We start from the raw sequence: 23,568 nt of genomic DNA, 5'->3' as shown, positions 1-23,568 counted from the left end.
CCCTTGAGCGAGTCTTCCCCCGACCCCTTTGCCCCCGCCTGCCGGGCCCTCGATCGCGGTGACTACGGCCAGGTGCTGAGCCTGCTCGAGCCGCTCGAGCGCCGCTACCCGCCCACCACCGCCGAGGGCGGCCGGCTGCAATTGCTGCGGGCCACGGCCTGGATGGGCCGGGGTGACAGCGCGGCGGCCCTGGCCTGCTGTCGTCAGGCCAGGTGCTGTGCCGATGCCACCCTGCGCCAGCAGGCCGGCGAGCTGCTGGAGGTGCTGGAGGCCCCGGCGCTCAGCCGTCCGCGCGAGTGGTCGCTGACCCTGCCGGAGCTGGGGGGGGTGGAGCCGATCAGTGGCAGCTTTCTGCAGCGCTCGCGCCGTGCCGGCGCCTCCGGCCCCCCGGACCCGCCGCCGCCGCCTGTGGGTCCTACCAGGGCACCCCTGGGCCTGGCGGTGCTGGTGGCGATCCTGCTCCTGCTCACGCTGCTGCTGGGCGGTTGCGTGCAGGTGGGCGTGGAGCTCCACTTCGGCGCGCCCGGCCGGTTACAGCTGGTGGAGCAGCTCAGTCCCAGCCAGGGCCAGCCCCCCGGCCCCTGGCAACGTCAGTTTGCCGGGGCGCTGCGGGAGCTGGGCCTGCGCCCTCTGCCAGCCTCCGGCCAGGGACCCGGCGTGGAGCGGCTGGAGGGGGCGATGCAACCGGCCGCCGCCACCCTGGACACTCTCGCGGCCAGTGTCCAGCTGGCGGCACGGCTGGCGGGGGTGTCTCTGCCGCCACCGCAGCTGCACTGGCAGGAGCGCAACTGGCTGCTGGGGGTGCGCCAGGAGTTGGTGCTGGAGCTGGATCTGCGGGCAGCAGCGGGAGTCCCCGGGGTGGACCTGAGCCTCGACCTTCAGCCCCTGCGCCAGCGGGCCGTGCGCCGCTCCCTGCCGGAGCCGGTGCAGGTGCTGCCCAGCCAGCGCGGCCGGAGCGGCCCGCGCCTGCACTGGCCCCTGCGCCTGGGCGAGCGCAATCGGCTGGAGCTGCGCTGCTGGCGCTGGAGCCCCCTGGGGCTGGGCGCCCTGGCGATTGCCTTCGCGCTCGCCCTGGTGCTGGTGCTTGCCGGCCTGCGTCAGCGGCTGGGCTTCGGCTGGCCCCAGCTGCCGGCCTGAACCGGCTGCTCTGGGCAGCCGGTTGCTCAGAGCATCTGGGGATCGGGATCGATGGCCAGGGCAACGGCAGCCGGCAGCATCCGCCGCAGCTCCGCCTCCGGCGGCAGGGGCAGGGCTGTGGCGGCGGGTCCATGCAGCAGCAGCTGCCAGCGGCTGCGGCCCGCAACCCGGGCCACCGGCGCCGGTGCGGGGCCGATCACGCTCCAGCCCTGCAGCTGCGCCGCCGGCAGGATCCGCTCCGCCACGGCGCTGGCGGCGGTGGCGGTGGCGGCGGCACTGGGGCCGCTGAAGCGCAGCAGACAGGCCCGGCTGAAGGGCACCAGGGAGCCGTGGCGCCGCAGCTCGCCTTCCTCCGCCAGAAAGCGGTCGTAGCGGCCATCCACCAGATGGCGGATCACCGGGTGGTCGGGGCTGTAGGTCTGCACGAGCACCTCCCCGGGGCGTTCGCCCCGGCCCGCCCGGCCCGCCAGCTGCAGCAGCAGCTGCAGGCTCTGTTCTGCGGCCCGCAGATCCGGCCGATGCAGCAGGCCGTCGGCGGCCAGCACCGCCGCCAGGGTCACCCGGGGCAGGTCCATGCCCTTGGCGAGCATCTGGGTGCCCACCAGCACATCGGCCTGGCCGGAGGCGAAGCGCTCCAGCAGGCGGCGGTGGCCATCGCGGCCGCGGGTGGTGTCGCGGTCGAAGCGCAGCACCCGCAGCCCCTCCAGCTCCCGCTCCAGCTGCTCCAGTACCCGCTGGGTTCCGGCGCCGAAGGGCTTGAAGGCGGTGGAGCCGCAGTGGCCGCAGCGCTCCCCCAGCTCGGAGCGGTGGTCGCACCAGTGGCAGCGCAGCCACTCCCGCCCCCCCCGGCTGCGGTGCACCGTCATCGCCACATCGCAGTGGGGGCAGAGCACCGCCTCACCGCAGCTGCGGCAGCTCATGAAGGCGTGGTAGCCGCGGCGCGGCACCAGCACCACGGCCTGTTCCCCCTGCTCGCGCAGCACCGCCAGGCGATCCATCAGCGGCCGGCTGAGCAGCCGTCGGTGCCCTTCGGCCAGCTCCTGGCGCATGTCCACCACCCGCACCGGCGGCAGGGGACGGCCGCCGATGCGCTGGGGCAGCCGCAGCAGGCGGGTGTCGGCCTGCGGGCCGTGGCAGGCCTGCCAGCTTTCCAGCGATGGCGTGGCACTGCCGAGCAGCAGGCGGGCGCCACTGAGCTGAGCCCGCCGTCTGGCCACATCGCGAGCGTGATAGCAGGGCATCGGGCTCTCCTGCTTGTACGAGCTGTCGTGCTCCTCGTCGAGCACGATCAACCCCAGCTCCGGCAGCGGCAGGAACACGGCCGAACGGGTGCCCACGGCCAGCAGCGGGTCTCCGCGCAGGCAGCGGCGCCAGGTGGCCACGCGCTCGCCATCGCCCAGGCCGCTGTGGAACTCCACCACCCGCTCACCGAAGCGTTCGCGGCAGCGGTCGAGCAGCTGGGGAATCAGGCCGATCTCGGGCGCCAGGATCAGGGCACTGCGCCGGCGCTCCAGGCACCGGCTCGCCGCCTGCAGGTACACCTCCGTCTTGCCCGCACCGGTGACGCCCCAGAGCAGCAGGCTCTGGCCGGGCGGGGCCGCCTCAATCGCCTCCAGTGCCTGGCGCTGGGCGTCGGTGAGCTGACGGGGGGCAACGGCCGCCGGGCTCGCGCTGGCCGCTGGGCCCGGGTCGGCGCCCCGCTCGCGGCACACCAGGCCCCGTCGTTCCAGGGCCTGCAGCACCGAGCGGCTGAAGCCGTCCTGGCCGCACAGCTGCCGCAGGGGCAAGGGGGCTGCTGCCTGGCGCAGGTGGTTGAGCAGCTGCCGCTGGCGATCGCTGAGCCCCTCCGCGCTCGGGCCGGGGGGCTGGGGGGAGGGGCGCACAAACCAGATCGGCACCCGGGGGCCGCCACCGGCCTGCCGGCGCTGCCCCAGCCATCCTGAAGGCAGGGCACTTTTAAGAGTTTTGAAGCGGCTGGTGTGGCAGTCCTCCGCCACGGCCGTGATCAGCTGCTGCCAGCCGTCATCCACGGCCGCCGCCTGCAGTTGCCGCAGCACCGGTTGCAGCCGCCGCCCCTCGAGCTCCGGTGGCGGCGCGCTCAACAGCTCCACCACCAGTCCGCCGTGGCGCCTGCCCTGCAGATGCACCTCCACCAGGTCGCCGATGGCCAGTGGCAGCCCGGCACTGTTGGCGTAGGTGAACACCTGCCCCTCACGCCCTGCCTCCAGCCAGATCTGCAGCCAGCCAGGGGTGGGTTTACTTGCGGAGCTCACCTCGAGTTCATAGGATTGGCGGGTTGGGCAGCTCTAGGGCTGCCGTCGGAACCCAACAGAGTTCCGTCCAGAGGGAAGACTTGAAGAGTCCGCCAAGGTTTTGCTGTTCACGGCACTGCTGTTCGAGGCATTGCTGTCCACGGCTACCCCAACCTGCGATCCGGCTCCGGTCTGCGACCACCCCTGTCGACCCTGTTGCGGCCTCGGCCAACCCGGTTTCCCATACCCCATTTTCGGCTTGCCTCTCCGGCCTGTTTACCGCGCCGTCGTCGTTCCCTGCGGCAGCATGACGCGCTGAACAGCTCTGACCGTCCCCGGCCCACTCCAGCCGGGTGACGCCTTCCCGTGTCAGCCCCGCCGCCTGCTCCGGTCGTCCTCTCCGGCGATCCTCCCTGCCTGTCTTTCCGTTCTGTTGTCCCGTTCCGCGATGAGCCCAGCCGCCGCCAAGTCCAAGCCTGCTGTCGAAATCCTGAAGGTGGCCACGGCCGCTGGTGAAGAGATGGCCGTGGCGGCGACCTCCACCCCCGCCACCAGCCAGGGCGGCAGCGCCCTCGCCAAGGCCGGCAAGGGCGCCGCTGCCAAGGCCAAGGCCGCGCCTGCCAAAACTGCCTCTGCCAAGACACCGGCTGCGAAGACCGCAGCTGCGAAGACTGCGGCTGCCAAGTCGAAACCTGCCAAGACCGCAGCCGCAGGCAGCGGCAAGCCCAGGGCCAAGGCGGGCGCCGATCTGCAGCAGGCGGCCGACCAGCTGCTGGCAGCTGCCGAGACAGCCGGCGACGCCAAGAACAGCGAGGCCGCCGGCAAGGCCAGCACGGATGCCAAGCCCACTGCGGCGGCCAAGGACAGCAAGGCTCTGCCCGGGGTCAAGGTGGGGCCCAAGGGGGTCTACACCGAAGACTCGATCCGAGTCTATCTCCAGGAGATCGGCCGCATCCGCCTGCTGCGGCCCGATGAGGAGATCGAACTGGCGCGCAAGATCGCCGATCTGCTGTATCTGGAGGAACTGGCGGCCCAGTTCGAGAGCGACCATGGCCGCCAGCCCGACAACAAGGAATGGGCGGTGCTGGTGGAGATGCCGCCGATCAAGTTCCGCCGCCGCCTGATGCTGGGCCGCCGAGCCAAGGAAAAGATGGTGCAGTCGAACCTGCGCCTGGTGGTGTCGATCGCCAAGAAGTACATGAACCGGGGCCTGAGCTTTCAGGACCTGATTCAGGAGGGCTCCCTGGGCCTGATCCGCGCGGCCGAGAAGTTCGACCATGAGAAGGGCTATAAGTTTTCCACCTACGCCACCTGGTGGATCCGTCAGGCGATCACCCGCGCCATCGCTGATCAGAGCCGCACCATCCGCCTGCCGGTGCACCTCTACGAGACGATCTCGCGGATCAAGAAAACCACCAAGACCCTCTCCCAGGAGTTTGGCCGCAAGCCCACGGAGGAGGAGATCGCCGAATCGATGGAGATGACCATCGAAAAGCTGCGCTTCATCGCCAAGAGCGCCCAGTTGCCGATCTCCCTGGAAACCCCCATCGGCAAGGAGGAGGATTCGCGCCTAGGCGACTTCATCGAGGCCGACATCGAGAACCCCGAGCAGGATGTGGCCAAGAACCTGCTGCGCGAAGACCTCGAAGGCGTGCTGTCCACCCTCAGCCCGCGCGAGCGCGACGTGCTGCGGCTGCGCTATGGCCTCGATGACGGCCGCATGAAGACCCTCGAGGAGATCGGCCAGATCTTCGATGTCACCCGCGAACGCATCCGCCAGATCGAAGCCAAGGCCCTGCGCAAGCTGCGCCACCCCAACCGCAACGGCGTGCTCAAGGAGTACATCAAGTGACCCTGGATGGACTGCGCGGTCTGCGCAGTGCTCCCGAGCTCGATGGAGCCGGCCGCACTGCCCTGCTGGCCGAGCTGCGCTCACGGCTGCGTGGCTGTGAGTGGTTCACGCTGGGGGTGATGGCCCCCAGTGCCTCGGCTGCGCTGCAGTGTCTGCGGCAGCTGGAGGCAGCCCTGCACTGGCCCCCCCTGGAGCTGGATGGGGCCTGTGAGGACCCTGCCGCCATTGAGGGTCCTGTGTTTCTCAAGGGCAATCAGAGCAGCGGACGCTTCCTGCTGCGCCGCGAGACGGGCCTGGGGGAGGGACTGCTGATCACCGGCCACAGCCCGGTCGATCCGGCCGCCGAGGACACCTGGGGCCCGCTGCCGCTGGATCTGTTCGCCCTCCAGGCCCAGGCGATCCCTGCCGCAGGTTTGTGACAGCCGCGGCCGGGAGGGAGCAAGCGGCTCCTTAGGCTGACCCGCTGTGAACTGCCTGCCATGGCCCCCACCCTGCGCATTGCCTCCCGCCGCAGCCAGTTGGCCATGGTGCAGACCCACTGGGTGCGGGACGAACTGATCAGGGCCCATGCCGATCTGGAGATCTCGATCGAGGCCATGGCCACCCAGGGCGACAAGATCCTCGATGTGGCCCTGGCCAAGATCGGCGACAAGGGTCTGTTCACCAAGGAACTGGAGGCCCAGATGCTGGTGGACCGGGCCGACATTGCCGTCCACAGCCTCAAGGACCTGCCCACCAACCTGCCCGAGGGCCTGATGCTCGGCTGCATCACCGAGCGGGAGGATCCCGCCGATGCCCTGGTGGTGCATGCCAGACACAGCGACAAGACCCTGGCCACCCTGCCCGCCGGCTCGGTGGTGGGCACCAGCTCGCTGCGGCGTCTGGCCCAGCTGCGCCATCACTTCCCGCACCTCAGCTTCAAGGATGTGCGCGGCAACGTGATCACCCGGCTCGAGAAGCTGGATGGCGGTGAGTACGACTGCCTGATCCTGGCCGCCGCTGGGCTGGGGCGCCTGGGGCTGGGTGATCGCATCCACGAGCTGATCGACCCCTCCATCTCCCTGCACGCCGTGGGTCAGGGGGCCCTGGGCATCGAGTGCCGCGATGGCGACACGGCCGTGCTGGAGCAGATCAAGGTGCTGGAGCACACCCCCACAGCCCGGCGCTGCCTGGCCGAGCGGGCCTTCCTGCGGGAGCTGGAGGGTGGTTGCCAGGTGCCGATCGGCGTGAACACCCGCTTTGCCGAACCCGATCACAGCGGTGAGCTGATTCTCACAGGCATGGTGGCCAGCCTGGACGGCCTGCGCCTGCTGCGCGACGAGGTGCGCGGCCCCCAGGAGGATCCCGAGGTTCTCGGCATTGCCCTCGCCCAGCGGCTGCGGGGGCAGGGGGCAGGCCAGATCCTGGAGGAGATCTTTGCCAGCGTCCGGCCCCAGGCCTGAGCCCCAACGGCAGCCCCAGCCGCCGCCGCAGTTGCAGTCGGCGCCCCTGGCGGAGTGGGATCCCGGCAGTGTGCCCTTCCAGTGGAGCCTGTTGGCCTGGGCCGGCCTGGTGGGTTTGCTCACCGGGCTTGCGGTGGTGGCCTTCCACGAGCTGGTGGGGCTGATCAACAGTGCCCTGTTCGGTCCGCTGGTGGAGGGTCTGCTGAGCCTCGGCCGCGCCCCGCTGCCGCCGCCGCCGCCCGCCACGCCGCCCGCGCTACTGCCATCACTCCCCGAACAGACACCGCTCACGGCCCTGTTGCAGATCGGACTGGGCGGGCTGGGCTACCTGCCGCCGCCGCCCCCCGCGGCTGAGCTGCCGCCCGCGCCGCTGGCCGGCCTGCCCCGCTGGCTGCAGCTGTGGCCTGTGGTGGTGGTGCCCTGCCTGGGTGGGCTGGCGGTGGGTCTGTTGCGGCGCTGGCGTACCGATCCCGGGCCCGGTCTTCCCAGCCTGATGGCCATGGCCGATGGGGCCGTGCCTGCAGCACCCCAGTTGCCGTTCCAGCGCCTGCTGGCGGCCTCGCTGAGCCTGGGCAGCGGTGCCTCCCTGGGGCCGGAGGGCCCCAGCGTGGAGAGCGGTGGCAATCTTGGTCTGTGGCTGGCGCTGCGTGCCCGCCTGCCTCCCCAGAGCCAGAAGGCCCTGGTGGCCGCCGGGGTGGCGGCCGGGCTTGCGGCCGGCTTCAAGGCCCCGATCGCTGGGGTGTTCTTCGCCTTTGAGGGCAGCTTCAGCACGATCCAGGGCCGTCCCAGCCTGCGCGCGGTGCTGGTGGCGGCGGTGAGTGCCACCCTGGTGGTGCAGCTGCTGCTGGGCGAGGCGCCGATCCTGCGATTGCCGGCCTACGAGGTGCGCTCTCCCCTTGAGCTGCCCCTTTACCTCGGGCTCGGTGTGCTGGCCAGCGGTCTGTCGCTGCTGCTGCTCCACACCCTGGCCCTGGGCCGCAGCGCCCGCCTGCAGGGCTGGCTGGCAGACCTGCCGCCCGGCCTTGGCACGGCCCTGGGGGGAGCGGCCGTGGGGGTGGTGGCCCTGGCCTTTCCGCAGGTGCTGGGCGTGGGCTACGACACGATCGAGGCCCTGCTGGGCCGCGATGGCGGCGTCCCGCTGCTGGTGTTGCTGCTGCTGCTGGGGGCCAAGCTGCTGGCCACGGGGATCAGTGCGGCCACCGGTTTCGTGGGCGGAGGCTTCGCTCCGGCCCTGGTGCTGGGGGCGGTGCTGGGCAACTGCTACGGCCAGCTGCTGGGGGACGGCGGACTGGGTCTGCCGGTGGCGGAACCGCCCGCCTACGCGATGGTGGGCATGGCGGCGGTGCTCGCCGGCAGCGCCCGCGCACCGCTCACCGCCCTGCTGTTGCTGTTCGAGCTCACCCGCGACATCCGCATCGTGCTGCCGCTGATGGCCGCCGCCGGCCTCAGCGCCGTCCTGGTGGAGCGCCGGCAGGGCCTCAGCGACCCCGGCCTGCTGGGGCCGGATACGGCTGAGGAGCGCCGCCGCCGGCAGCTCGCCGCGGTGCCGCTGGAGGAGGCCCTCGACCCGGAGCAGCCGTTGGTGTTGCCGGCCGATTGCCCGGCCCCAGACGCCCTGGAGCGGTTGCTGGACACCCGGGGCCACTGCCTGCTGGTGAGCGAGGGTGCCCGGGTGGTGGGCCTGGTGACCCTGCCCGACCTTCAGCGCCTGCTCAGCGCCCGCAGCGAGCAGGCCCAAACCGGCGCTCTTGCCGACATCCAGCTGATCGACTGCCTGCGCAGCGAGCTGGTGTGGCTGCCGCTGGCCAGCCAGCTCGCCCGGCTCGAGGATCAGCTGCGCCCCAGCGGCCTGCGCCAGTTGCCGGTGTTCGAGCTGCCGGGGCTGAATCCACCGGCCCTGCCCCAGGGCCCTCCCGGCTCCGGGCTGCCGGTGGCGGCATTGCGTGGTCTGGCCAGTCGCGATGGCCTGGCCCGGGCCCTGGCCCGCCGCCTCAGCAGGGCTCGGGATTGAGGGCAGTGAAGTGGGAGGCGTGCAGCAGGGCCTCCGCCACCGGATCGGTCTGCTGCAGGCGGTCCACCAGCCGTTGCAGATCCAGCACCGAGAGCTCACCGTCGCTCGACCACTTCAGCACCGTGCTGGGGGTGGTGGAACCCTCGTGCTGGAGCTCCTGGTGTTGGCAGTGATGGGCGAAGTGGCCGTGATCGCTGGCCATGCCGGCGGTGAGGTGCGCGTTGGGTGCTCAAGTTAGGGGATGAAGATATCCCTAGCACCACATGGGCCCGAAGAGTGCAGAAAGTCTTCCGGGTTGGCCGTTGATCCGCGGCTGATCAGGGTTTGACGACCACGGGCGTGCCCACCTCCACCTGATCGAACAGCTGGCGCACGTGCGGGGTGAGCATGCGCACGCAGCCGTTGGACACCGCCGCCCGGGATGTGACAGTCCAGGACCAGGCATCCGGGGTGCCGTGGATGCCGAACTGGTTGAGGCCACTCTGCTTGAAGCCGATCCAGCGATCGCCCAGGGGCGCCTGGGGGCCCACCTTGTTGTTCACCTTGCCGCTGGAGGTGCTCTGGTAGATGGGGTTCACCACCTTGTTCTCCACCGTGAAACGCCCGGTGGGCGTGGGGGTGCGGGGGTCGCCGATGGCCACCGGCCAGCTGCCCAGCACCGTGCCGGCTTCCACCAGGGAAATCTGGCGCCGGCCCAGCTCCAGCACGATCTCGCGGGTGAGCACCGGCGGTGGGCCGGGGGTGACGGCCGTAGCAGCTGACTCCATCTCCTGGGGCGCCACGCCAGGCTCGCTGGAGGCCAGGGCGCCGCCGCAGGCGAGGGCCGCGCCGCCGAGCAGGGCTGCCAACAGCCAGGGGACTGGCCGGCGCCGACGGGATGGGTTTGGCATGGGGCGCGGAGCCATGGCGGTTGGGGGCGTGGAGGAGCGGCTCAGGTGCTGGGGCCGTTCACCAGTTTCGGGGCGATCTCGCTGTTGTAGCGGGCCTCGCACTCCTTGATCACCTTCACGGCCTCCTCGGCGTCGAAGAAGCCGTTCACCCGGCAGGTGCCTGGCTTCTTGAGGTCTTTGTAGTGCTCCCAGTAGTAGGTGGTTTCCTTCAGCCAATGCGCACCCAGCTGGGAGGCGCTGGTGATGTGGTCCATGCGCTTGTCATCGGCCAGCACGGCGATCACCTTGTCGTCCACTTCACCGCCGTCGTCGAACTTCATCACGCCGATGATGCGGGCCTCCACCAGGGAGCCGGGGATCAGGGGCTCGGTCACACCCACGATCTCGATGTCGAGGGGGTCGCCGTCCTCGTCCCAGGTGCGGGGGATGCAGCCGTAGGCAAACGGGTAGGCCAGCGACGAGTAGCCCACCCGATCGAGCTTGAGCTGGCCAGTTTCCGTGATCAGCTCGTATTTGTTGATCGTCATCGAGTTGAGCTCCACGATCGCGTTCAGCCTCAGCTCAGCTTCATCGGCGAAGGCCGGCAGCACGTGCAGGAGGTTGAGCATCGTGCGGCTGGGGGCGTGGTCGATGTTCGCCATGAAGGGCTGGACGGGCGGGGCGCATCCTACGGAGGGCATCGCCGCTCAACCTGCTTCCAGCAGCCGCTCGATCTTGTGCTCCAGGTAGCCAAGGAACGGGGCGGCGCTGAGGGGCCTGCCGCTCACCCGCTCCACCAGCTCGGCGCCGTTGACGCTGCGGCCCAGACCCCAGACGTGGCGGGCCAGCCAGGCCTGCAGCACCGCCTCTTCGCCAGCGGCCACCAGGGTTTCGATCGCTCCGATCTCCGCCTCCAGCGTCTCCGCCAGCTGGGCGCTGATCAGATGGCCCAGGGCGTAGGAGGGGAAATAGCCGAACAAACCTTCGGCCCAGTGGATGTCCTGCAGGCAGCCCTCGGCGTCGCTGGCTGGCTGGATGCCGAGCAGCTCCTGCATCCGCCGGTTCCAGGCGGCGGGCAGCTCGGCCACCGGCATCTCCTGCTCCAGCAGGGCCAGCTCCAGCTCGTAGCGCAGCACGATGTGCAGGCCGTAGCTGAGTTCGTCGGCCTCCACGCGGATCAACCCCGGCTGGAGGGGGTTGAGCTGCCGCCAGAACTGCGCCGCGTTGCCCCAGGGGTCGGCCCCCAGCCCATCGCGGAAGCGGGGATACCAGCGCTCGGCGCAGGCGCGGCCCCGGGCCACCCGGCACTCCCAGAACAGCGACTGGGATTCATGCACCCCCATCGAGGTGGCCTCCCCCAGGGGCCAGGGGAAGTAGTGGTCGTCTGAACGGGGCAGGCCCTGTTCGTAGAGGGAATGGCCCCACTCGTGGGCGGTGGCCAGGAAAGCGGAGAACGGTTGGCCCGGCACCACCCGGGTGGTGATGCGGTAGTCGGCCGGACCGAGGGTGCAGGAGAAGGGATGGGCGGAGCGGGAGCGCTGACAGCGGCTGGGGTCGTAGCCCCAGCTCTGCAGCAACTGGCTGCAGAGGCGTTCCTGCAGCTCTTCGGGCAGCTCCGCGGTGCTGCCGGCAGCGCCAGGGGGTGGGGCTGGGGCCAGCCGCTCCAGCAGCTTTGGAAGGACGGTCTTGAGCGGGGTGAACAGGGCATCCAGCTGGGCCTTGCTGATGTCGGGTTCGAACGGCTGGGCCAGGATCTCCCAGACGCTGCGGGCCACCGGCTCGGCTGCCGCCAGCTGGCTGGCCTGCTCGCGGCGCAGCTGCAGCAGCTCGCTCAGGCCCGGCGCGAAGGCCGCGAAGTCGTCGGCGCGGCGGGCCTCCTGCCAGAGGGCATTGCCGCGCGACTGGGCCAGGGCCAGAGCCTGCACCAGGGCCGGATCGAGGCAGCGCTGCCGCTCCAGGTCCAGCCGCAGCAGCTGCAGGTTGCGCCGCAGGGGGGGCGGGGCATCGCTGGGCAACGTGCTTTCGGCGGCGGCCAGTAGATCGGTGTATTCCGTGCTGCTCTGGCGCGCGTGCAGCTGGCTGGCCAGCAGGGCCAGCTGCTCGCCCCGCCAGGCCGCCCCGCCGGCCGGCATCACGGTGTTCTGGTCGTAGTAGAGGGCGCTGCTGATGGAGCCCAGCAGGCGCGTGTGGTGCAGGTGCCGCTGCAGGCGCACCAGGGCAGCTGGCTGCTCGGGCATGGGCGGAGGAGGGAGGGTTGTCTCAGCATCGCCAGAAGACCAGTGGCCTGAGGCTTCAGCTCTGAGCTCTGAGGGCATCAAAAAACCCCCGGCTGGAGGCCGGGGGCGGTGAGGGTGGATGCCGCTGCACCCGAGCCTTGAAGCTGCCGCTTCAGCACAGAGGGCTTCAGCCCAGAGCGGTTCAGCCCAGACCGATCTGGCCGAGGATGCTCTGGCCGGTGAGCAGTTCGGTGGCCAGACCGATCACGAAGCCCATCATGGCCAGGCGGCCGTTCCAGGTTTCAGCGAAGGCCACGAAACCAAAGCGGGAGGTGGAGTCAGTCATGGGTTCAGCGCGTTAAGAAACGTGATCAGATCTTAAGCGATTGTGAAGCGGGTGTTGGCCGCCGGCAGACGGCAGCCCAGCTGGATGGCGCCCTGATCGAGCAGCCGTCCCAGGCGCAGGGCGGTGGCCTCCTCCACCCGGGAGAAGCGGGGCTGCTGGGCCGTGATCCAGTTGAGTTCGCCGGGAGTGATCACTCCCGATGACAGGGACTCGAGGAAGAGTTCGCCGACCGTCATGACTGGTCCGTGCAGGAGTTGTTACGGAACGTTAACACTGCCTCTCATTCGCGCGGTTCAGGCTGAGCTGGGACCCCATTCGGTCCTGAAAGCGCCTGGGGCGCAGGACCTCTGCGTCTCCAGGTCGCGGTTAACACTTCGTCACACTAGGGTTGAAGTCGCCGAAAATCCCCCCACATGCTGTTCACCACGTTGTATCTGGTCTGTTTTGCGCTGCTGCTGGTGGGGGCCTTCTCGTTGATGAGCCAGGGCTTCCGCGTGGCCAACCAGCCGATGGGTGCTCCCTCCGATCGCCGCTTTCAGAGCGACGGCCCTCGGCGCCACCCTGAGGCTCCCGAGCCGGGCGAAATGGTGATGGTTGTGGATCTCAACCGCGAGCGCCTCGAGCAGCTCTACCAGAAGAGTTCCTGATCCTCTCCGCGCTGCCCCCGGAGCCGCAGCCGCCTTCGCCTTCAGTCAGCGCCGATCCTCCGTGGTGCAAGGCTGACGAGCGTTCAGCTGAGGGCCCCGAGGGTGCGCCGGAAGCGAGCCAGAGAGAGGCCAAAGAACCCCGAGCCGATCAGGGCCAGCCAGATGAACTGTGGCCACACCGCGGCCAGCCCGGCGGATCGGTAGAGGATCCCCTGGCCCAGGATCACGTAATGGGTGTTGGGTGCCACCAGCATGGCCAGCTGCACCCACACGGGCATGCTCTCTCGCGGGGTGATGGACCCCGAAAGCATCTGCAGGGGCAGCACCACCATCAGCAACGTGAGGCCGAAGCGGGGCATCGAGCGGGCCACCGTGGCCAGAAAGATGCCCATGGAGGTGGTGGCGAAGAGGTGCAGCGACGTGCCCGCCAGGAACAGGGGCAGTGAGCCGGCGATCGGCACCTGCAGCAGTCCCTGCACCACCAGCAGCAGCGAGGCGCTTGCGGCCAGCAGCACCACCAGCCCCATCGACCACACCTTGGCCAGCATGATTTCCAGGGGGGTGACGGGCATCACCAACAGATGCTCGAGCGTGCCCCGCTCGCGCTCGCGCAGCAGGGCCGCGCCGGTGAGCAGCAGCGAGAGCAGGGTGACCTGGTTGATCACCTGCATGATCGAGCCGAACCACACCCGACTCAGCTCCGGGTTGAAGCGGGCCCGGATCACCAGCTCCACCGCTTCGGTGGGGGCGGCGACCACCGCTCCGGGGGCGCGCCAGGCGCCTGGGCGTTCCACCTGGAAATCGCGCACCTCCCCCTGCACGATCCGCTGCACGTAGCCACTGCCGCTGAAGGCCTGGCCCATGCGCGTGGCATCCACCTGCAGCTGCAGCGACGGCTGGCGGCCGGCCAGCAGGTCGCGCTGGAAGTGCGGGGGGATGCGGAGGGCGAAGCTGTCGAGGCCGGCATCCAGGCGGCGGTCCATCTCCTTGGCGTCCACCAGCCGCGGCGCCTGGAAGTAGGGGGGCAGAAACGCGTCGCGCAGACGGGTGGAGAGCTGGGAGCGGTCTTCGTCGACGATGGCGATCGGGGTGTGCTGTAGCGTTTCGGGCGAGACCTTCGTGCCGGCGAACACCGACACCGTGAAGGCGAACAGGATCAGGCCCAGCAGGAAAGGGTCGCGGGCCAGGCTCCAGAACTCCTTGACGCCCAGGTCACGCACGTGATCCCAGCGCAGCCGGAGTTGGCCCATCGCTCAGGCCTCCTGGGGCCGCAGACAGAGCACGCTCAGCCCCAGCAACACCGGAATCGCCAGCAGCAGCGGCAGGAACGCTCCGGCCAGCCCATCGAAACCCAGGCCCTTGAGGAACGTGCCCTGGGTGATCGTGAGGAAGTGGGTGGTGGGGTAGACGCGGCTGATCCAGGCGCTGAGGCCGGTGAGGGAACTCACAGGATCGAACACCCCTGAGAAGGACAGGGCCGGCAGGATCGTGAGCACGGCCGTGCCGAAGATCGCCGAGATCTGGCTGGGCATGAATGACGACACCAGCAGCCCGAAGCCCGTGGCTGCCCCCACGTAGAGCCCGGCGGCAAGCGTGGCGGCGGCCAGGCTGCCGCGCAGCGGCACCCCCAGCACGGTGGTGGCCACCAGGGCCAGCAGCAGGAAGTTCACCAGCCCCAGGACTGCATAGGGCAACTGCTTGCCCAGCAGAAACTCCAGCCGCGTCAGCGGCGTGACGTAGAGGTTCACCACCGAGCCCAGCTCCTTCTCGCGCACCACCGAGAGGGCGGTGAGCATGGCCGGCAACAACAGCAGCAGCAGCGGGATCATCGTCGGCACCATGGCCGTGAGGCTGCGCAGCTCCGGGTTGTAGCGGAAGCGCGTCTCCACCTTCACAGGCTCGCCGCTCGGCCTGGCCCGTGCCCCCTCCCGCTCGCCCAGCTCCCTCAGCCACAGGCCATGCATGCCCTGCAGGTAGCCGCGGGCCGTTTCCGCCCGCTGGGGCATGGCGCCATCGATCCACACGCCGATCGACGCCGGACTGCTGCGCAGGATGGCCCGCCCGAAACGCGGCGGGAACTCCAGGGCCAGGCTGAGGCGTCCGCTTTCCAGGCGACGATCCAGATCCCGGTGATCGCGCAGGGGAGGAGTCGCGGAGAAGTAGCGCGAGCCCGCCAGGGTGTCCGCGTAATCGCGGCTGAGGCTGGTGCCGTCGTGGTCGAGCACCGCAAACGAAAGCTGCTCCACGTCGAAGCTGATCCCCAGCCCCATCACCACCATCAGCAGCAGGCTGCCCGCCAGGGCCAGCACCGCCCGCAGCGGATCGCGGCGCAGCTCCAGCGTCTCCCGCCCGGCGATGCTGGCCAGCCTCTGCAGGCTGAAGCCGCTGGCCTGCCCACGCCACCCGACTGCCATCGGTATCGACGCTGACGGGGTTGCGGCCGGTTCCCCTGCAGTGGCGTCGCTGGCGTCCCTGAGGATCGCCAGGAAGGCCTGCTCCAGGGAGCCGCCGCCCCGCTGCCGCGCCAGCTCCGCCGGGGTGGCGCTCACCAGCACGCGGCCGGCGTGCATCAGCGACAGCCGATCGCAGCGGGCTGCCTCGTTGACGAAGTGGGTGGAGATGAAGATCGTGACCTTCTCCTGGCGGGAGAGCTGGATCAGCTCCTGCCAGAACGCCTCGCGAGCCACCGGATCCACCCCTGAGGTGGGTTCATCGAGGATCAGCACCTCCGGCTGCTGGATCAGGGCCACCGCCAGCGCCAGCCGCTGGCGGTGGCCCTGGGGCAGGGCGGTGGGACGTGTGTCGGCCACGGCCAGCAGATCGAACCGCTCCAGCAGATCCCGCACCCGGGCCTGCCGCCCGGTGGCGGGAAGGCCGAACAGCCGGGCGTGCAGCATCAGGTTCTGGCGCACGCTCAGTTCGCCGTAGAGCGAAAAGGTCTGGGACACGTAGCCCACCCGGCGGCGGGTGTCGAGGTCGTCGGCGCGGACGGGCCGGCCCAGCAGCCAGGCCTGGCCACCGGAGGCCGGCAGCAGGCCCGTGAGCATCTTCATGGTGGTGGTTTTGCCGCAGCCGTTGGAGCCCACGAAGCCGAAGATTTCGCCGCGCTCGATGCGCAGGTCCACCCCGTCCACCGCCATGAACTCCCCGAACCGGCGGCTGAGGCCGCGGGCTGCGATCACCACCTCCGCCGCCCCCTGTCGCGCAGGGGGGATCAGCACGGGCCGGTGCCGTTGCCGCCGCTCGAGCGGCAGCAGGGCGATGAAGGCCTGCTCGAGGCTGGCGCTGGCGGTGCGGGCGAGCAGCTCAGCCGGACTGGCGTCGGCCAGTACCCGCCCGCCATCGAGGGCCAGCAGCCGATCGAAGTCGGCAGCCTCCTCCATGGTGGCCGTGGCCACGAGCACGGCCAGCGCCGGCTGGGCGTGGCGTATGCCGGCGATCAGCTGCCAGAACTGCTGCCGCGCCAGCGGATCCACGCCGGTGGTGGGCTCGTCGAGTAACAGCAGGTCGGGGTCGTGCACCAAGGCGCAGCACAGGCCCAGCTTCTGCTTCATTCCCCCCGAGAGCTGGCCGGCGCGTCGGTGGCGGAACGGGGCCAGCCCGGTGCTGGCCAGCAGGGCGGTGCAGCGCCGGTTTCGCTCCTGTCGCGCCAGCCCGAACAGGGCCGCGAAGCTGCGCAGGTTTTCCTCCACCGTGAGGCTGGCGTGGAGATGGCGACCCAGCCCCTGGGGCAGGTAGGCGATGCGCTGGCAGATGGCGCGCCGGTGTTCCCCTCGCGCCATGTCGCCGCCGAACACCTGCAGCTGGCCGCGCTGCAGGCGCCGGGCCCCGGCGATCAGGCCCAGCAGGCTGGATTTGCCCACGCCGTCGGGGCCGATCAGCCCCAGCAGCTCCCCTGCCCCCAGCTCGAAGCCCACGCCGTCCAGGGCCTGCCTGCGGCCGTAGCGCAGGGCCAGGTTGCTGCAGCGCACGACGGGCTGGCTCATGGCGCCGCCGGCGCGGGCAGGCGCACCTGCAGATGCCGGGGCCAGGGCACAGCCGGATCCAGCCGCACCCAGGCCACCCCCGGCAGGCCGCTCTTGGCGGCACTGGCGTAGCGCTGCACCAACGCCGGATCCACCTGAGCCTTGACGCGGAACATCAGCTTCTCCCGCTCGCTGCTGGTTTCCACCGTGCGGGGCGTGAACTGGGAGCCGCTGGCCACGTAGGTGATCCGGGCGGGGATCACCAGATCGGGAGCCGCATCCAGGATCAGGCGCGCCTCGGCGCCGAGCCGCAGCTGGCCCGCCTCCCGCGTGGGCAGGAAGAAGGTCATGTGCAGGTCGCTGAGGTCGAGCAGGTTCAGCACCCGACCTCCCGCGGCCAGCACCTCGCCCGGTTCGGCGATGCGGATCTGCACCCGGCCGCTGATCGGTGCGGTGAGCAGCGCCTCAGCGATGTCGCTCTGCAGCCGCTGAATCCGGGCCCGGGCGGCCTCCACGGCGGCCTCGGCGGCCAGCACCTCACCGGTCGCCGCCGCCACCGCCGCGCGGCCGGCGGCCGTATCGGCCTGGGCCTGGCTGAGGGCCGCCTCGGCGCCCGCCAGGCGGGAGCGGTCGTTGTCGAACACCTCGCGGGCCAGAGCTCCGGAGCGCACCAGCTGGCTGGAGCGCTGGAAGCGCAACTCGGCGAGGTCGCGCTCGGCCAGGCGCTGCTCGATCACCTGGCTCGCCGCGCGCCGCTGCGCCTGGCGCTGCTCCACCAGGCTGCGGGCCGTGGCGATGCGTGTCTGCTCCCGCAGCAGCTCGGCCCTGGCCTCCAGCAGCTGGGCCTCCAGGCTGGCGGTGTCCATGCGGGCCAGCACCTGGCCGGCCTGCACCGCGTCGCCCTCCTGCACCTCCACCCGCAGCAGGCGGCCGGCGCTGCGGGTGGCCACATCCACCTCCACGGCCTCCAGGCGGCCATTGCCGCTGGCGAACACCGGCGGACCCTGCTGGTTGCGCAGTCGCAGCCACAGGGCACCCGCCCCGACGAGCGTCAGCGCCAAGGCGATCACCAGAGCACGGTGGCGCTGGCCCATGGCTACGCGCCTCCCCGGGCAGTGCGGCTCATCCTGCCGGGGCGGCGAGGTGTTGTTCGAGGAACTGCAAGGATTAGTGCAGGTTGGCCGAGAAGCCCAGCAGACCCTGATCGCGCTGCTCCAATGGCATCCTGTCTTGGGCATCGAGCAGCCAGGTGCCCACGCTCTGTGTGAGGGGCCGCTGGTTGCCCATGCCGCCGGCACTGTTGAACAGGGATCCCGGTAGGGGCGGAAGGGCGACGATGTGGATGCTGTCTCCGGCCCTGACGCGCTGGGGAGCGCGGCGATCACCCCGTTAGCCGCACAGCACCTCGGTCAGGGTGCCGGGAAGCCGACGCCGGCGCACATCAGCAGCAGATTGGTCCAGGGACCGATGGGCGGCGTCAGGCCTTCCTCCACACCCATGGCGCAATGCAGCTCCGGGTCCATCTGCATCTGGCCTGTGGGCGGGCCGGTGAAGGCACAGAAGAGCTCCCGGCAGGCGGCGTTGCCGATGGCGATCACCTGCAGGCCGGCACGAGGGCCTGGGAGTATTCGAGGCTGTCAAAACCCCCCAGCTGTCCCATCAGGATCACCAGCCGCCGCAGGCCTCCACTGACAGCCAGGCAGGGGCGCAGCGCCTCCGGGACTATCCTCCTGTCTCTGTTCGCCTCGCCCTCCTCAGGTGTCTCTGCGTTCAGATCAGTTCCCAGTGCAGAGTCATGTGGATTGCCTCCTCCAGGCTGGCCTTCACCGGACAGCCCTCTGCCGCCCGCTGTAGAGCGTGCCTCTGGTTGACATCCAGGCCCCTCGGCAGGCTCACCCACACCTCTAGGGCGGCGATGCGCCGTGGCGGTTCACTGCTCATCGTTTTTGTCACCCGGGCAGCGGCCCCGTCCAGCGGCCAACCGTGGCGCTCCGCCACGATGCCCATCACCGTCAGCAGGCAAGTGGCCAGGGCAGTGGCCACCAGGTCGGTGGGTGAAAAGCACTCCCCTCGACCAGCGTTGTCGGTGGGAGGGTCGGTAGTGAGCACGCTGCCGGATGGTCCGTGTTCGGCGATACAGCGCATGCCGCCGTCGTAACGGCATAAAATAGTTGTCATGACCGGGATGGGGGAGCAAGCGGCCGCTCCGCTTCAGCAACTGGCATCGCTGTAGTGACCAATCTGAGAGCTCCAACAGCGTACTGAAGCTCAGTCATCAGCCAGCCAACTAGGCTTGAGTTCCCATGGAGAGGGTTGCCCGTTATTCGTGAGCCACTTACAGTAAACATGGGTCATCCGGAGTTCTTAGATGCCTGAGTGATTGCCAGAGCCATGTGAAGGCGAGCCTACCCGAAACAGCTTGAGGCCGAGGCCGGAGCCAGATTGAGAGTTGATAGCTGCTCTCCAAGACAAGCTAACAAAGAGCAGCTTATACTGGCTGCATTGCATCTCACGAACTGATCAACCAACACCTTCAGGCATTCATTCCTGCCGATCTCCCCCCGTCCAGTATCAACTATCCCTATCATTCTCTATGTTGAGTTCAATTGCTACGTGTTATTGGCCATGCTGAGATGCTGCTATTCACGAACGTTATCCAGTGGCTAGATCGGTCGATGGATAAGATAATGACCTTCATTCTAAGATGGCGAGTAACATCATTTCAATGGCGATGTCTCTAGGGAAGCTGTTCAAGCGATTAATCGGGAGGGCAAGAAAAGCCCTTCCTTCTGTGCATGTGAGGACTTGGGGCAGTGACCCAAGCGGACCTAATAATACGAGTGCTGTCATTAAGGCAATTGGACTTGCCAAACTAGCCACGCGGCCCGCGCCAGCCACGATTATCTTTCTTCACTATCATCCAAGTGAATTTTTTGCGCCTGGATATATTCAGCTGATTCAGTCCGCCCAAGCCTGCGGTTATCGGGTTTTAGTCGTTTCAAGTGCGAGGCCCAGTCGTGCCAAGAAACACCTAGGTGATTTTGAGTGTGTCTACATCCAACGAGAAAACATAGGGTATGACTTTGGAGCCCTCAGAGATGCCAGAGAGTCTCTCGCGAAGCATGGGCTCTTAACTGATACTCGTTATGTTATTATCAATAGCAGTCTCATTAATATTGCCAGTAAAGGCTTTGGCCACGACCCAATCCTAGATCGCCTCGCGGAGCCAGAGAATGATATTGATCTCCTGGGGGTGACATCTTCTTTTGAGCAGCGTACTTATCATATTCAGAGCTATTTCTATAGCTTTTCGGCGCGGCTATTCTGCTCGTCAGATCTTGACAACTACTTGAAGCGATACTGGTTAGGCCTTTCCGTGCAACAATCGAAGATGAAAGCCCGTGACTACGCCATCAAGAACGGTGAGCTTGGGCTTTGCAGTTTTGTCCTCAAAAATGGTTATAGTGCCACGTCACTATTTGAACATTTACATCTTCCATGTACAGATACATTCGCTGCCATGGAGTCGCTGCGGATGGATATTCAAGATAACATTAGTAAGAAATGCTTCCCAGATTCTCTTCCTGGTTCCTGGGCTGGATCGATACATCCGTCGTTTATGACGGAATGGTGGTCTAAGCCTGGACTACAAGCGAATATGTCCCAGGCATGTTGGGCTCTCCTTCTTTTGAATAGATTTATGTTTATAAAGAGAGAGTTGTTAGAGAATTATCAGCCCCATAATCACTGCCATGCCAGATCTGCCTGCTCTATGCTAATGCCTGTACTCAGGTCGCTTGAAGTTGAGATACCAAGCTGGTCGGATCTCCATGTTTTAAATCGCCTAGTCTTTGCTTCCAGGCCATAGCAGCTCTTCCATTCTCTTTCAAGCCAATTGAACTACAGTCGCACCCATCATTGCAATGTAATGTTTGATTGTGTCCGCAGGGATCCTATCCTATGCATTCAAATTATTCCTGGAGTTATGCTTTGACAGCATCTCTTCCGGAGCAGGAAATGGTCTGGTGACTGGATTCATCGAGAGATAGAGTCTTGGGCTTTCTTCTTGGTGCCAATGTTCCCAGGAATGTCGATACTCTGATCGGCTCTTGCAGTCCCCAAGAAAACTATCGGTATAGGATTCCCTGGCTGTCGTAAGACTATAGTTATTAGCTGCCGCTAGCACCAAAGGCTTTCGAAGAATACCCACTGAATCATGCCCATAAAGAGAACGGATACGGAATAGATATTCCGTATCGGCAGAATATCTGACTTCATCATAAAAACCAATCGTAGCGACAATTTCGTGTCGGTACATCATTGTTGCAAGTCCACCATGGAGAAAGTCGCCCCCCCTTTTATTGTGATAAATGATTTCGCCGTTCTCTTTGATGCGCAGCCATTGACTGATGACAGCCACTCTATTCGCGTCCTGTTCAAGAAACTCAGCTTGAAGGCTCAATCGTAATGGATGGCAAAAGTCATCGGCATCATGAGTTGTGATAAAAGTGCCAGATGCCCTGGATAGAGCTATATTTCGACAGGCGTAGGCTCCCCTATTCTCTGTAAGCAGTATTGGTATGATTCTCTGGTCAGACTGTGCAAACTTCCTGATTATAGTCTGCGTTTGATCGGTGCTGCTGTCATCAACAATTAGCAGCTCAAAGTCCGTATAAACCTGATTCAGTAAAGACTGGATTGCGTAGGCTATTGTGTATTCCGCATTGTATGCGGACATGATGATACTGATTTGCGTGCCAGGCCGTGATGATTCTCGACGAGCAATGCTAGTTTCAATGTTCAGTAATTCTAGGATATGCATTGGTGTTGCATTCGCTGAACTTATTCTCGTGACAGCAAGCTCTTGAGCAGGTGTTGAAAAGAGGTTCAGATATCTAGTCATCAGGTGTGTCCATCTGTCTATATCTCGTTGTCGACTATGCCAATTGGCCTCCAATGGAACTGCAAAGCATGGGTTCCTAAAACCATGTATTATCTCTAAAAGCAGTTCCATGCAATCTCTGTCTATAATCGGTATTAACATGCTCACCAGTCTCACGTCAAGAGATTCTCTTGAATGTCGGCGTGTTCGAAACAGCCTGTCTTGGCTGGATAGATTCTTGTATTCTCTGATGAGCTCTGTTCTGCAACGGGCGAGACAATACTGGTACTCAGCGCATTCTGAATGTCGTTCTATAAGCCAGTCAAATATAATATAAGCCCGAACAGACTCTCCTGACTCCATCAGTCTTTTCCCGTGGCTGCAGAGCCTTATTTTTTTCAGCTGCCTCCAGGAGAGTGGCTTATAACTGTTGCTATCTAGTATCATTCTGGTGTTCATTCTACCTTTGACACTGTATCAAATTAAAATGCAAAACAAGACCTGTGGTCGCTATCATGGGTAATTGACTCAGCTACCATAGGCCACAAGGCTGGCCAAGTCTGGCCTTCCTTCATGTTGAGACTTGCCGATGAACTCTTCCTTGTAAGGAGTTTAGGGATGGCCTGGTTGACTCTAGTCGGCCCCACGCCATTCCAATGAGGAGTAGCCACAAAGATCATCCCAGAAGTCAGAACAATAGCCCATTCTTTCGGTGGGGATAGATGGAAGCCCGCGAGCTGAAATCAGTGCCAGGATGTTGCCGTATAGAACATTATTCTTTGCACTTCTGCCTTCTGGGCGTATGCATCGGCTGCCCAGAACATACATGGCTTCGGATATGCGAGACTTTTCTCTTTGGCCTCCTTTCAAGGCCTCTATGTACCTCAGAACTAGCAAAGCAATTCTTGATGCAGCTATATTCTCTCGATTGATAACTGGTATTTCCCTGGCTTTTCGTTTGATGTTAAGCTTCGTATAGGCGGGTATGATTGTAATTCTTTGAATGCAGCCTTGGATAGCATGCCAAGTATAGCTCTCTTGGCGCTCAAGGATCGGCTTCATGACCGCAGCCCAGCCGCCAATCCGGATAAAGTTTGTCATGGCATTCCAGCAGGCATAGGTATGCAGATGCTCTTCGGGTAACTGGTTTATCCAGTCTAGTCCTTGAGTCACTGTCTCCTCAAGGCTCTCGTAAGCTTGGGAATAGAGCCTGTGATGGATCCTTACCATGTAGCAAGATGCGGTAAGTGCCACCTTGTCCCTCCTGTTGTTTCGGGGAGCGTATTGGCTGTAAAGGCCTACCGCTTCCTCAAGCCTGGCCACGTTTCTCTCGGCAGCCGAATCCACGGGCCTGCAAGTATTGAAAAAGGTATAGCAGCTGTTGATCAGTACATAAATCTCGAGATGAGCAGGAAGCCTTGTCTCCGCCAGGATTCTCTCCATACCATGCAGAGCCAGCTCAGGCTTTCTAGGCCTGGTTGTTCTGGTGATAAGCTGATTCAGAGACGTGAAGAACTGTCGAGAGGAACTGTATGACCGGATGGCTCGATCAATATAGGAATCCAGTTCCCTCTGCGATTGTATGTTCGCAGGATTACCAGCGTTCATGAAGGCTTTCCCTTGTTGCTTGATGAGGATAGAGAGGGTGGTTTGGGCAGGTGGGCTTCATTGGCTGAGTTTTGCACACTTGAATTCTGCTCCCGGATTGTAGGCGATCTATTCTGCGATGCCTTCGACCACGATTCCTTTCCCCAGCCCCCTTGATTTTTGCACAACCTCTTGATCGCTTGCCAGCGCTGGATGTGCAATGCACACCAGTCGCTTAAGGAACCTCTGGGCAACGAGCCCTGAAAGAGAGGCCAAGGTTCCAATTTGCTCGGAATGAACAATTTTTGGCGGATCTGAGCCTCGATTGGCCTGATTTCACCTTTCTGGGAGCCGAAACTTGC

Annotated in this window: 22 protein-coding genes; 7 read left to right on the top strand and 15 right to left on the bottom strand. The window is 65.8% G+C overall.

All coding sequences use genetic code 11. The annotated features are described in order from the left end of the window. Positions 1-3 precede the first annotated feature (3 nt). Positions 4-1,137: a DUF3153 domain-containing protein gene (locus KBY96_RS07225; RefSeq protein WP_254978691.1), complete on the top strand. Its 1,134-nt coding sequence runs from the start codon at positions 4-6 to the stop codon at positions 1,135-1,137. 26 nt (positions 1,138-1,163) lie between these two features. On the opposite strand, the gene priA is transcribed toward KBY96_RS07225, so the two are convergent. Next, positions 1,164-3,410 (bottom strand): primosomal protein N', encoded by a 2,247-nt coding sequence (priA, locus tag KBY96_RS07220; protein WP_254978690.1) that lies wholly within the window; start codon positions 3,408-3,410, stop codon positions 1,164-1,166. Positions 3,411-3,837: 427 nt separating this feature from the next. Here priA and rpoD point away from each other — a divergent pair, with 427 nt between their 5' ends. The 4 genes from rpoD to KBY96_RS07200 are packed head-to-tail and all read left to right on the top strand — an operon-like array spanning position 3,838 to position 8,694. Next, complete coding sequence (gene rpoD / locus KBY96_RS07215; RefSeq protein ID WP_254978689.1) at positions 3,838-5,241, top strand: RNA polymerase sigma factor RpoD; 1,404 nt, start codon at positions 3,838-3,840, stop codon at positions 5,239-5,241. Then, on the top strand, positions 5,238-5,660 hold the full coding sequence (locus KBY96_RS07210; RefSeq protein WP_254978688.1) for a DUF1824 family protein: 423 nt from the start codon (positions 5,238-5,240) through the stop codon (positions 5,658-5,660). The genes rpoD and KBY96_RS07210 overlap by 4 nt, the downstream gene beginning before the upstream one ends. A 60-nt stretch (positions 5,661-5,720) precedes the next feature. Beyond that, a complete protein-coding gene (gene hemC, locus KBY96_RS07205; protein WP_254978687.1) occupies positions 5,721-6,683 on the top strand; it encodes a hydroxymethylbilane synthase in 963 nt (320 codons plus the stop codon). 31 nt (positions 6,684-6,714) lie between these two features. Next, entirely contained in the window at positions 6,715-8,694 is a 1,980-nt protein-coding gene (locus KBY96_RS07200) for a chloride channel protein (RefSeq protein ID WP_254978686.1), read from the top strand. Here the strand turns inward: KBY96_RS07200 and KBY96_RS07195 are convergent. The 6 genes from KBY96_RS07195 to KBY96_RS07170 form a co-directional block, all read right to left on the bottom strand. Then, a complete protein-coding gene (locus tag KBY96_RS07195; protein ID WP_254978685.1) occupies positions 8,675-8,896 on the bottom strand; it encodes a hypothetical protein in 222 nt (73 codons plus the stop codon). The genes KBY96_RS07200 and KBY96_RS07195 overlap by 20 nt on opposite strands. A gap of 115 nt (positions 8,897-9,011) precedes the next feature. Next, positions 9,012-9,584, bottom strand: coding sequence for a L,D-transpeptidase (locus KBY96_RS07190; RefSeq protein WP_396122290.1), 573 nt, complete (start codon positions 9,582-9,584; stop codon positions 9,012-9,014). Between the two features lie 41 nt (positions 9,585-9,625). Further along, positions 9,626-10,225: an inorganic diphosphatase gene (locus KBY96_RS07185; RefSeq protein WP_254978684.1), complete on the bottom strand. Its 600-nt coding sequence runs from the start codon at positions 10,223-10,225 to the stop codon at positions 9,626-9,628. Positions 10,226-10,270: 45 nt separating this feature from the next. Further along, positions 10,271-11,800 carry a carboxypeptidase M32 gene (locus KBY96_RS07180; RefSeq protein WP_254978683.1) on the bottom strand — a complete coding sequence of 510 codons (1,530 nt, stop codon included), beginning with the start codon at positions 11,798-11,800 and terminating at the stop codon, positions 10,271-10,273. A gap of 181 nt (positions 11,801-11,981) precedes the next feature. Then, positions 11,982-12,125: a chlorophyll a/b-binding protein gene (locus KBY96_RS07175; protein WP_254978682.1), complete on the bottom strand. Its 144-nt coding sequence runs from the start codon at positions 12,123-12,125 to the stop codon at positions 11,982-11,984. Positions 12,126-12,157: 32 nt separating this feature from the next. Further along, a complete protein-coding gene (locus KBY96_RS07170) occupies positions 12,158-12,361 on the bottom strand; it encodes a hypothetical protein (RefSeq protein ID WP_254978681.1) in 204 nt (67 codons plus the stop codon). Between the two features lie 177 nt (positions 12,362-12,538). On the opposite strand from KBY96_RS07170, the gene KBY96_RS07165 reads away from it, so the two are divergent. Beyond that, the gene (locus KBY96_RS07165) at positions 12,539-12,772 is read left to right on the top strand and encodes a hypothetical protein (RefSeq protein ID WP_254978680.1); all 234 of its coding nucleotides are present in this window, start codon (positions 12,539-12,541) and stop codon (positions 12,770-12,772) included. An 83-nt stretch (positions 12,773-12,855) separates the two neighbouring features. Here KBY96_RS07165 and KBY96_RS07160 read toward each other — a convergent pair whose 3' ends face one another. The 5 genes from KBY96_RS07160 to KBY96_RS07140 all read right to left on the bottom strand — a co-directional run bounded on the left by KBY96_RS07160 (position 12,856) and on the right by KBY96_RS07140 (position 18,915). Beyond that, a complete protein-coding gene (locus KBY96_RS07160) occupies positions 12,856-14,022 on the bottom strand; it encodes an ABC transporter permease (protein WP_254978679.1) in 1,167 nt (388 codons plus the stop codon). A 3-nt stretch (positions 14,023-14,025) separates the two neighbouring features. Further along, positions 14,026-16,758, bottom strand: coding sequence for a ribosome-associated ATPase/putative transporter RbbA (rbbA, locus tag KBY96_RS07155; RefSeq protein ID WP_254978678.1), 2,733 nt, complete (start codon positions 16,756-16,758; stop codon positions 14,026-14,028). Continuing rightward, positions 16,755-17,831, bottom strand: coding sequence for an HlyD family secretion protein (locus tag KBY96_RS07150; protein ID WP_254978677.1), 1,077 nt, complete (start codon positions 17,829-17,831; stop codon positions 16,755-16,757). The genes rbbA and KBY96_RS07150 overlap by 4 nt, the downstream gene beginning before the upstream one ends. Positions 17,832-18,146: 315 nt before the next feature. Beyond that, positions 18,147-18,335 (bottom strand): hypothetical protein, encoded by a 189-nt coding sequence (locus KBY96_RS16390; protein WP_315859477.1) that lies wholly within the window; start codon positions 18,333-18,335, stop codon positions 18,147-18,149. 172 nt (positions 18,336-18,507) lie between these two features. Beyond that, entirely contained in the window at positions 18,508-18,915 is a 408-nt protein-coding gene (locus KBY96_RS07140) for an OsmC family protein (RefSeq protein WP_254978676.1), read from the bottom strand. Between the two features lie 526 nt (positions 18,916-19,441). Here KBY96_RS07140 and KBY96_RS07135 point away from each other — a divergent pair. Further along, on the top strand, positions 19,442-20,605 hold the full coding sequence (locus KBY96_RS07135; RefSeq protein ID WP_254978675.1) for a rhamnan synthesis F family protein: 1,164 nt from the start codon (positions 19,442-19,444) through the stop codon (positions 20,603-20,605). 90 nt (positions 20,606-20,695) lie between these two features. Here KBY96_RS07135 and KBY96_RS07130 read toward each other — a convergent pair whose 3' ends face one another. From KBY96_RS07130 to KBY96_RS07120, 3 genes are all read right to left on the bottom strand, one after another. Continuing rightward, positions 20,696-21,640: a glycosyltransferase family A protein gene (locus tag KBY96_RS07130; protein ID WP_254978674.1), complete on the bottom strand. Its 945-nt coding sequence runs from the start codon at positions 21,638-21,640 to the stop codon at positions 20,696-20,698. A gap of 612 nt (positions 21,641-22,252) precedes the next feature. Beyond that, positions 22,253-23,062 (bottom strand): hypothetical protein, encoded by an 810-nt coding sequence (locus tag KBY96_RS07125; RefSeq protein WP_254978673.1) that lies wholly within the window; start codon positions 23,060-23,062, stop codon positions 22,253-22,255. A 161-nt stretch (positions 23,063-23,223) separates the two neighbouring features. After that, positions 23,224-23,568: hypothetical protein (locus KBY96_RS07120; RefSeq protein WP_254978672.1), on the bottom strand; the 345-nt coding region annotated here is incomplete at its 5' end.

The organism is Cyanobium sp. ATX 6A2 (assembly GCF_024346355.1).
GTDB lineage: Bacteria > Cyanobacteriota > Cyanobacteriia > PCC-6307 > Cyanobiaceae > NIES-981.
Note: the sequence above shows the minus strand (reverse complement) of the source record. Positions and strands in the feature narration are given on the sequence as shown.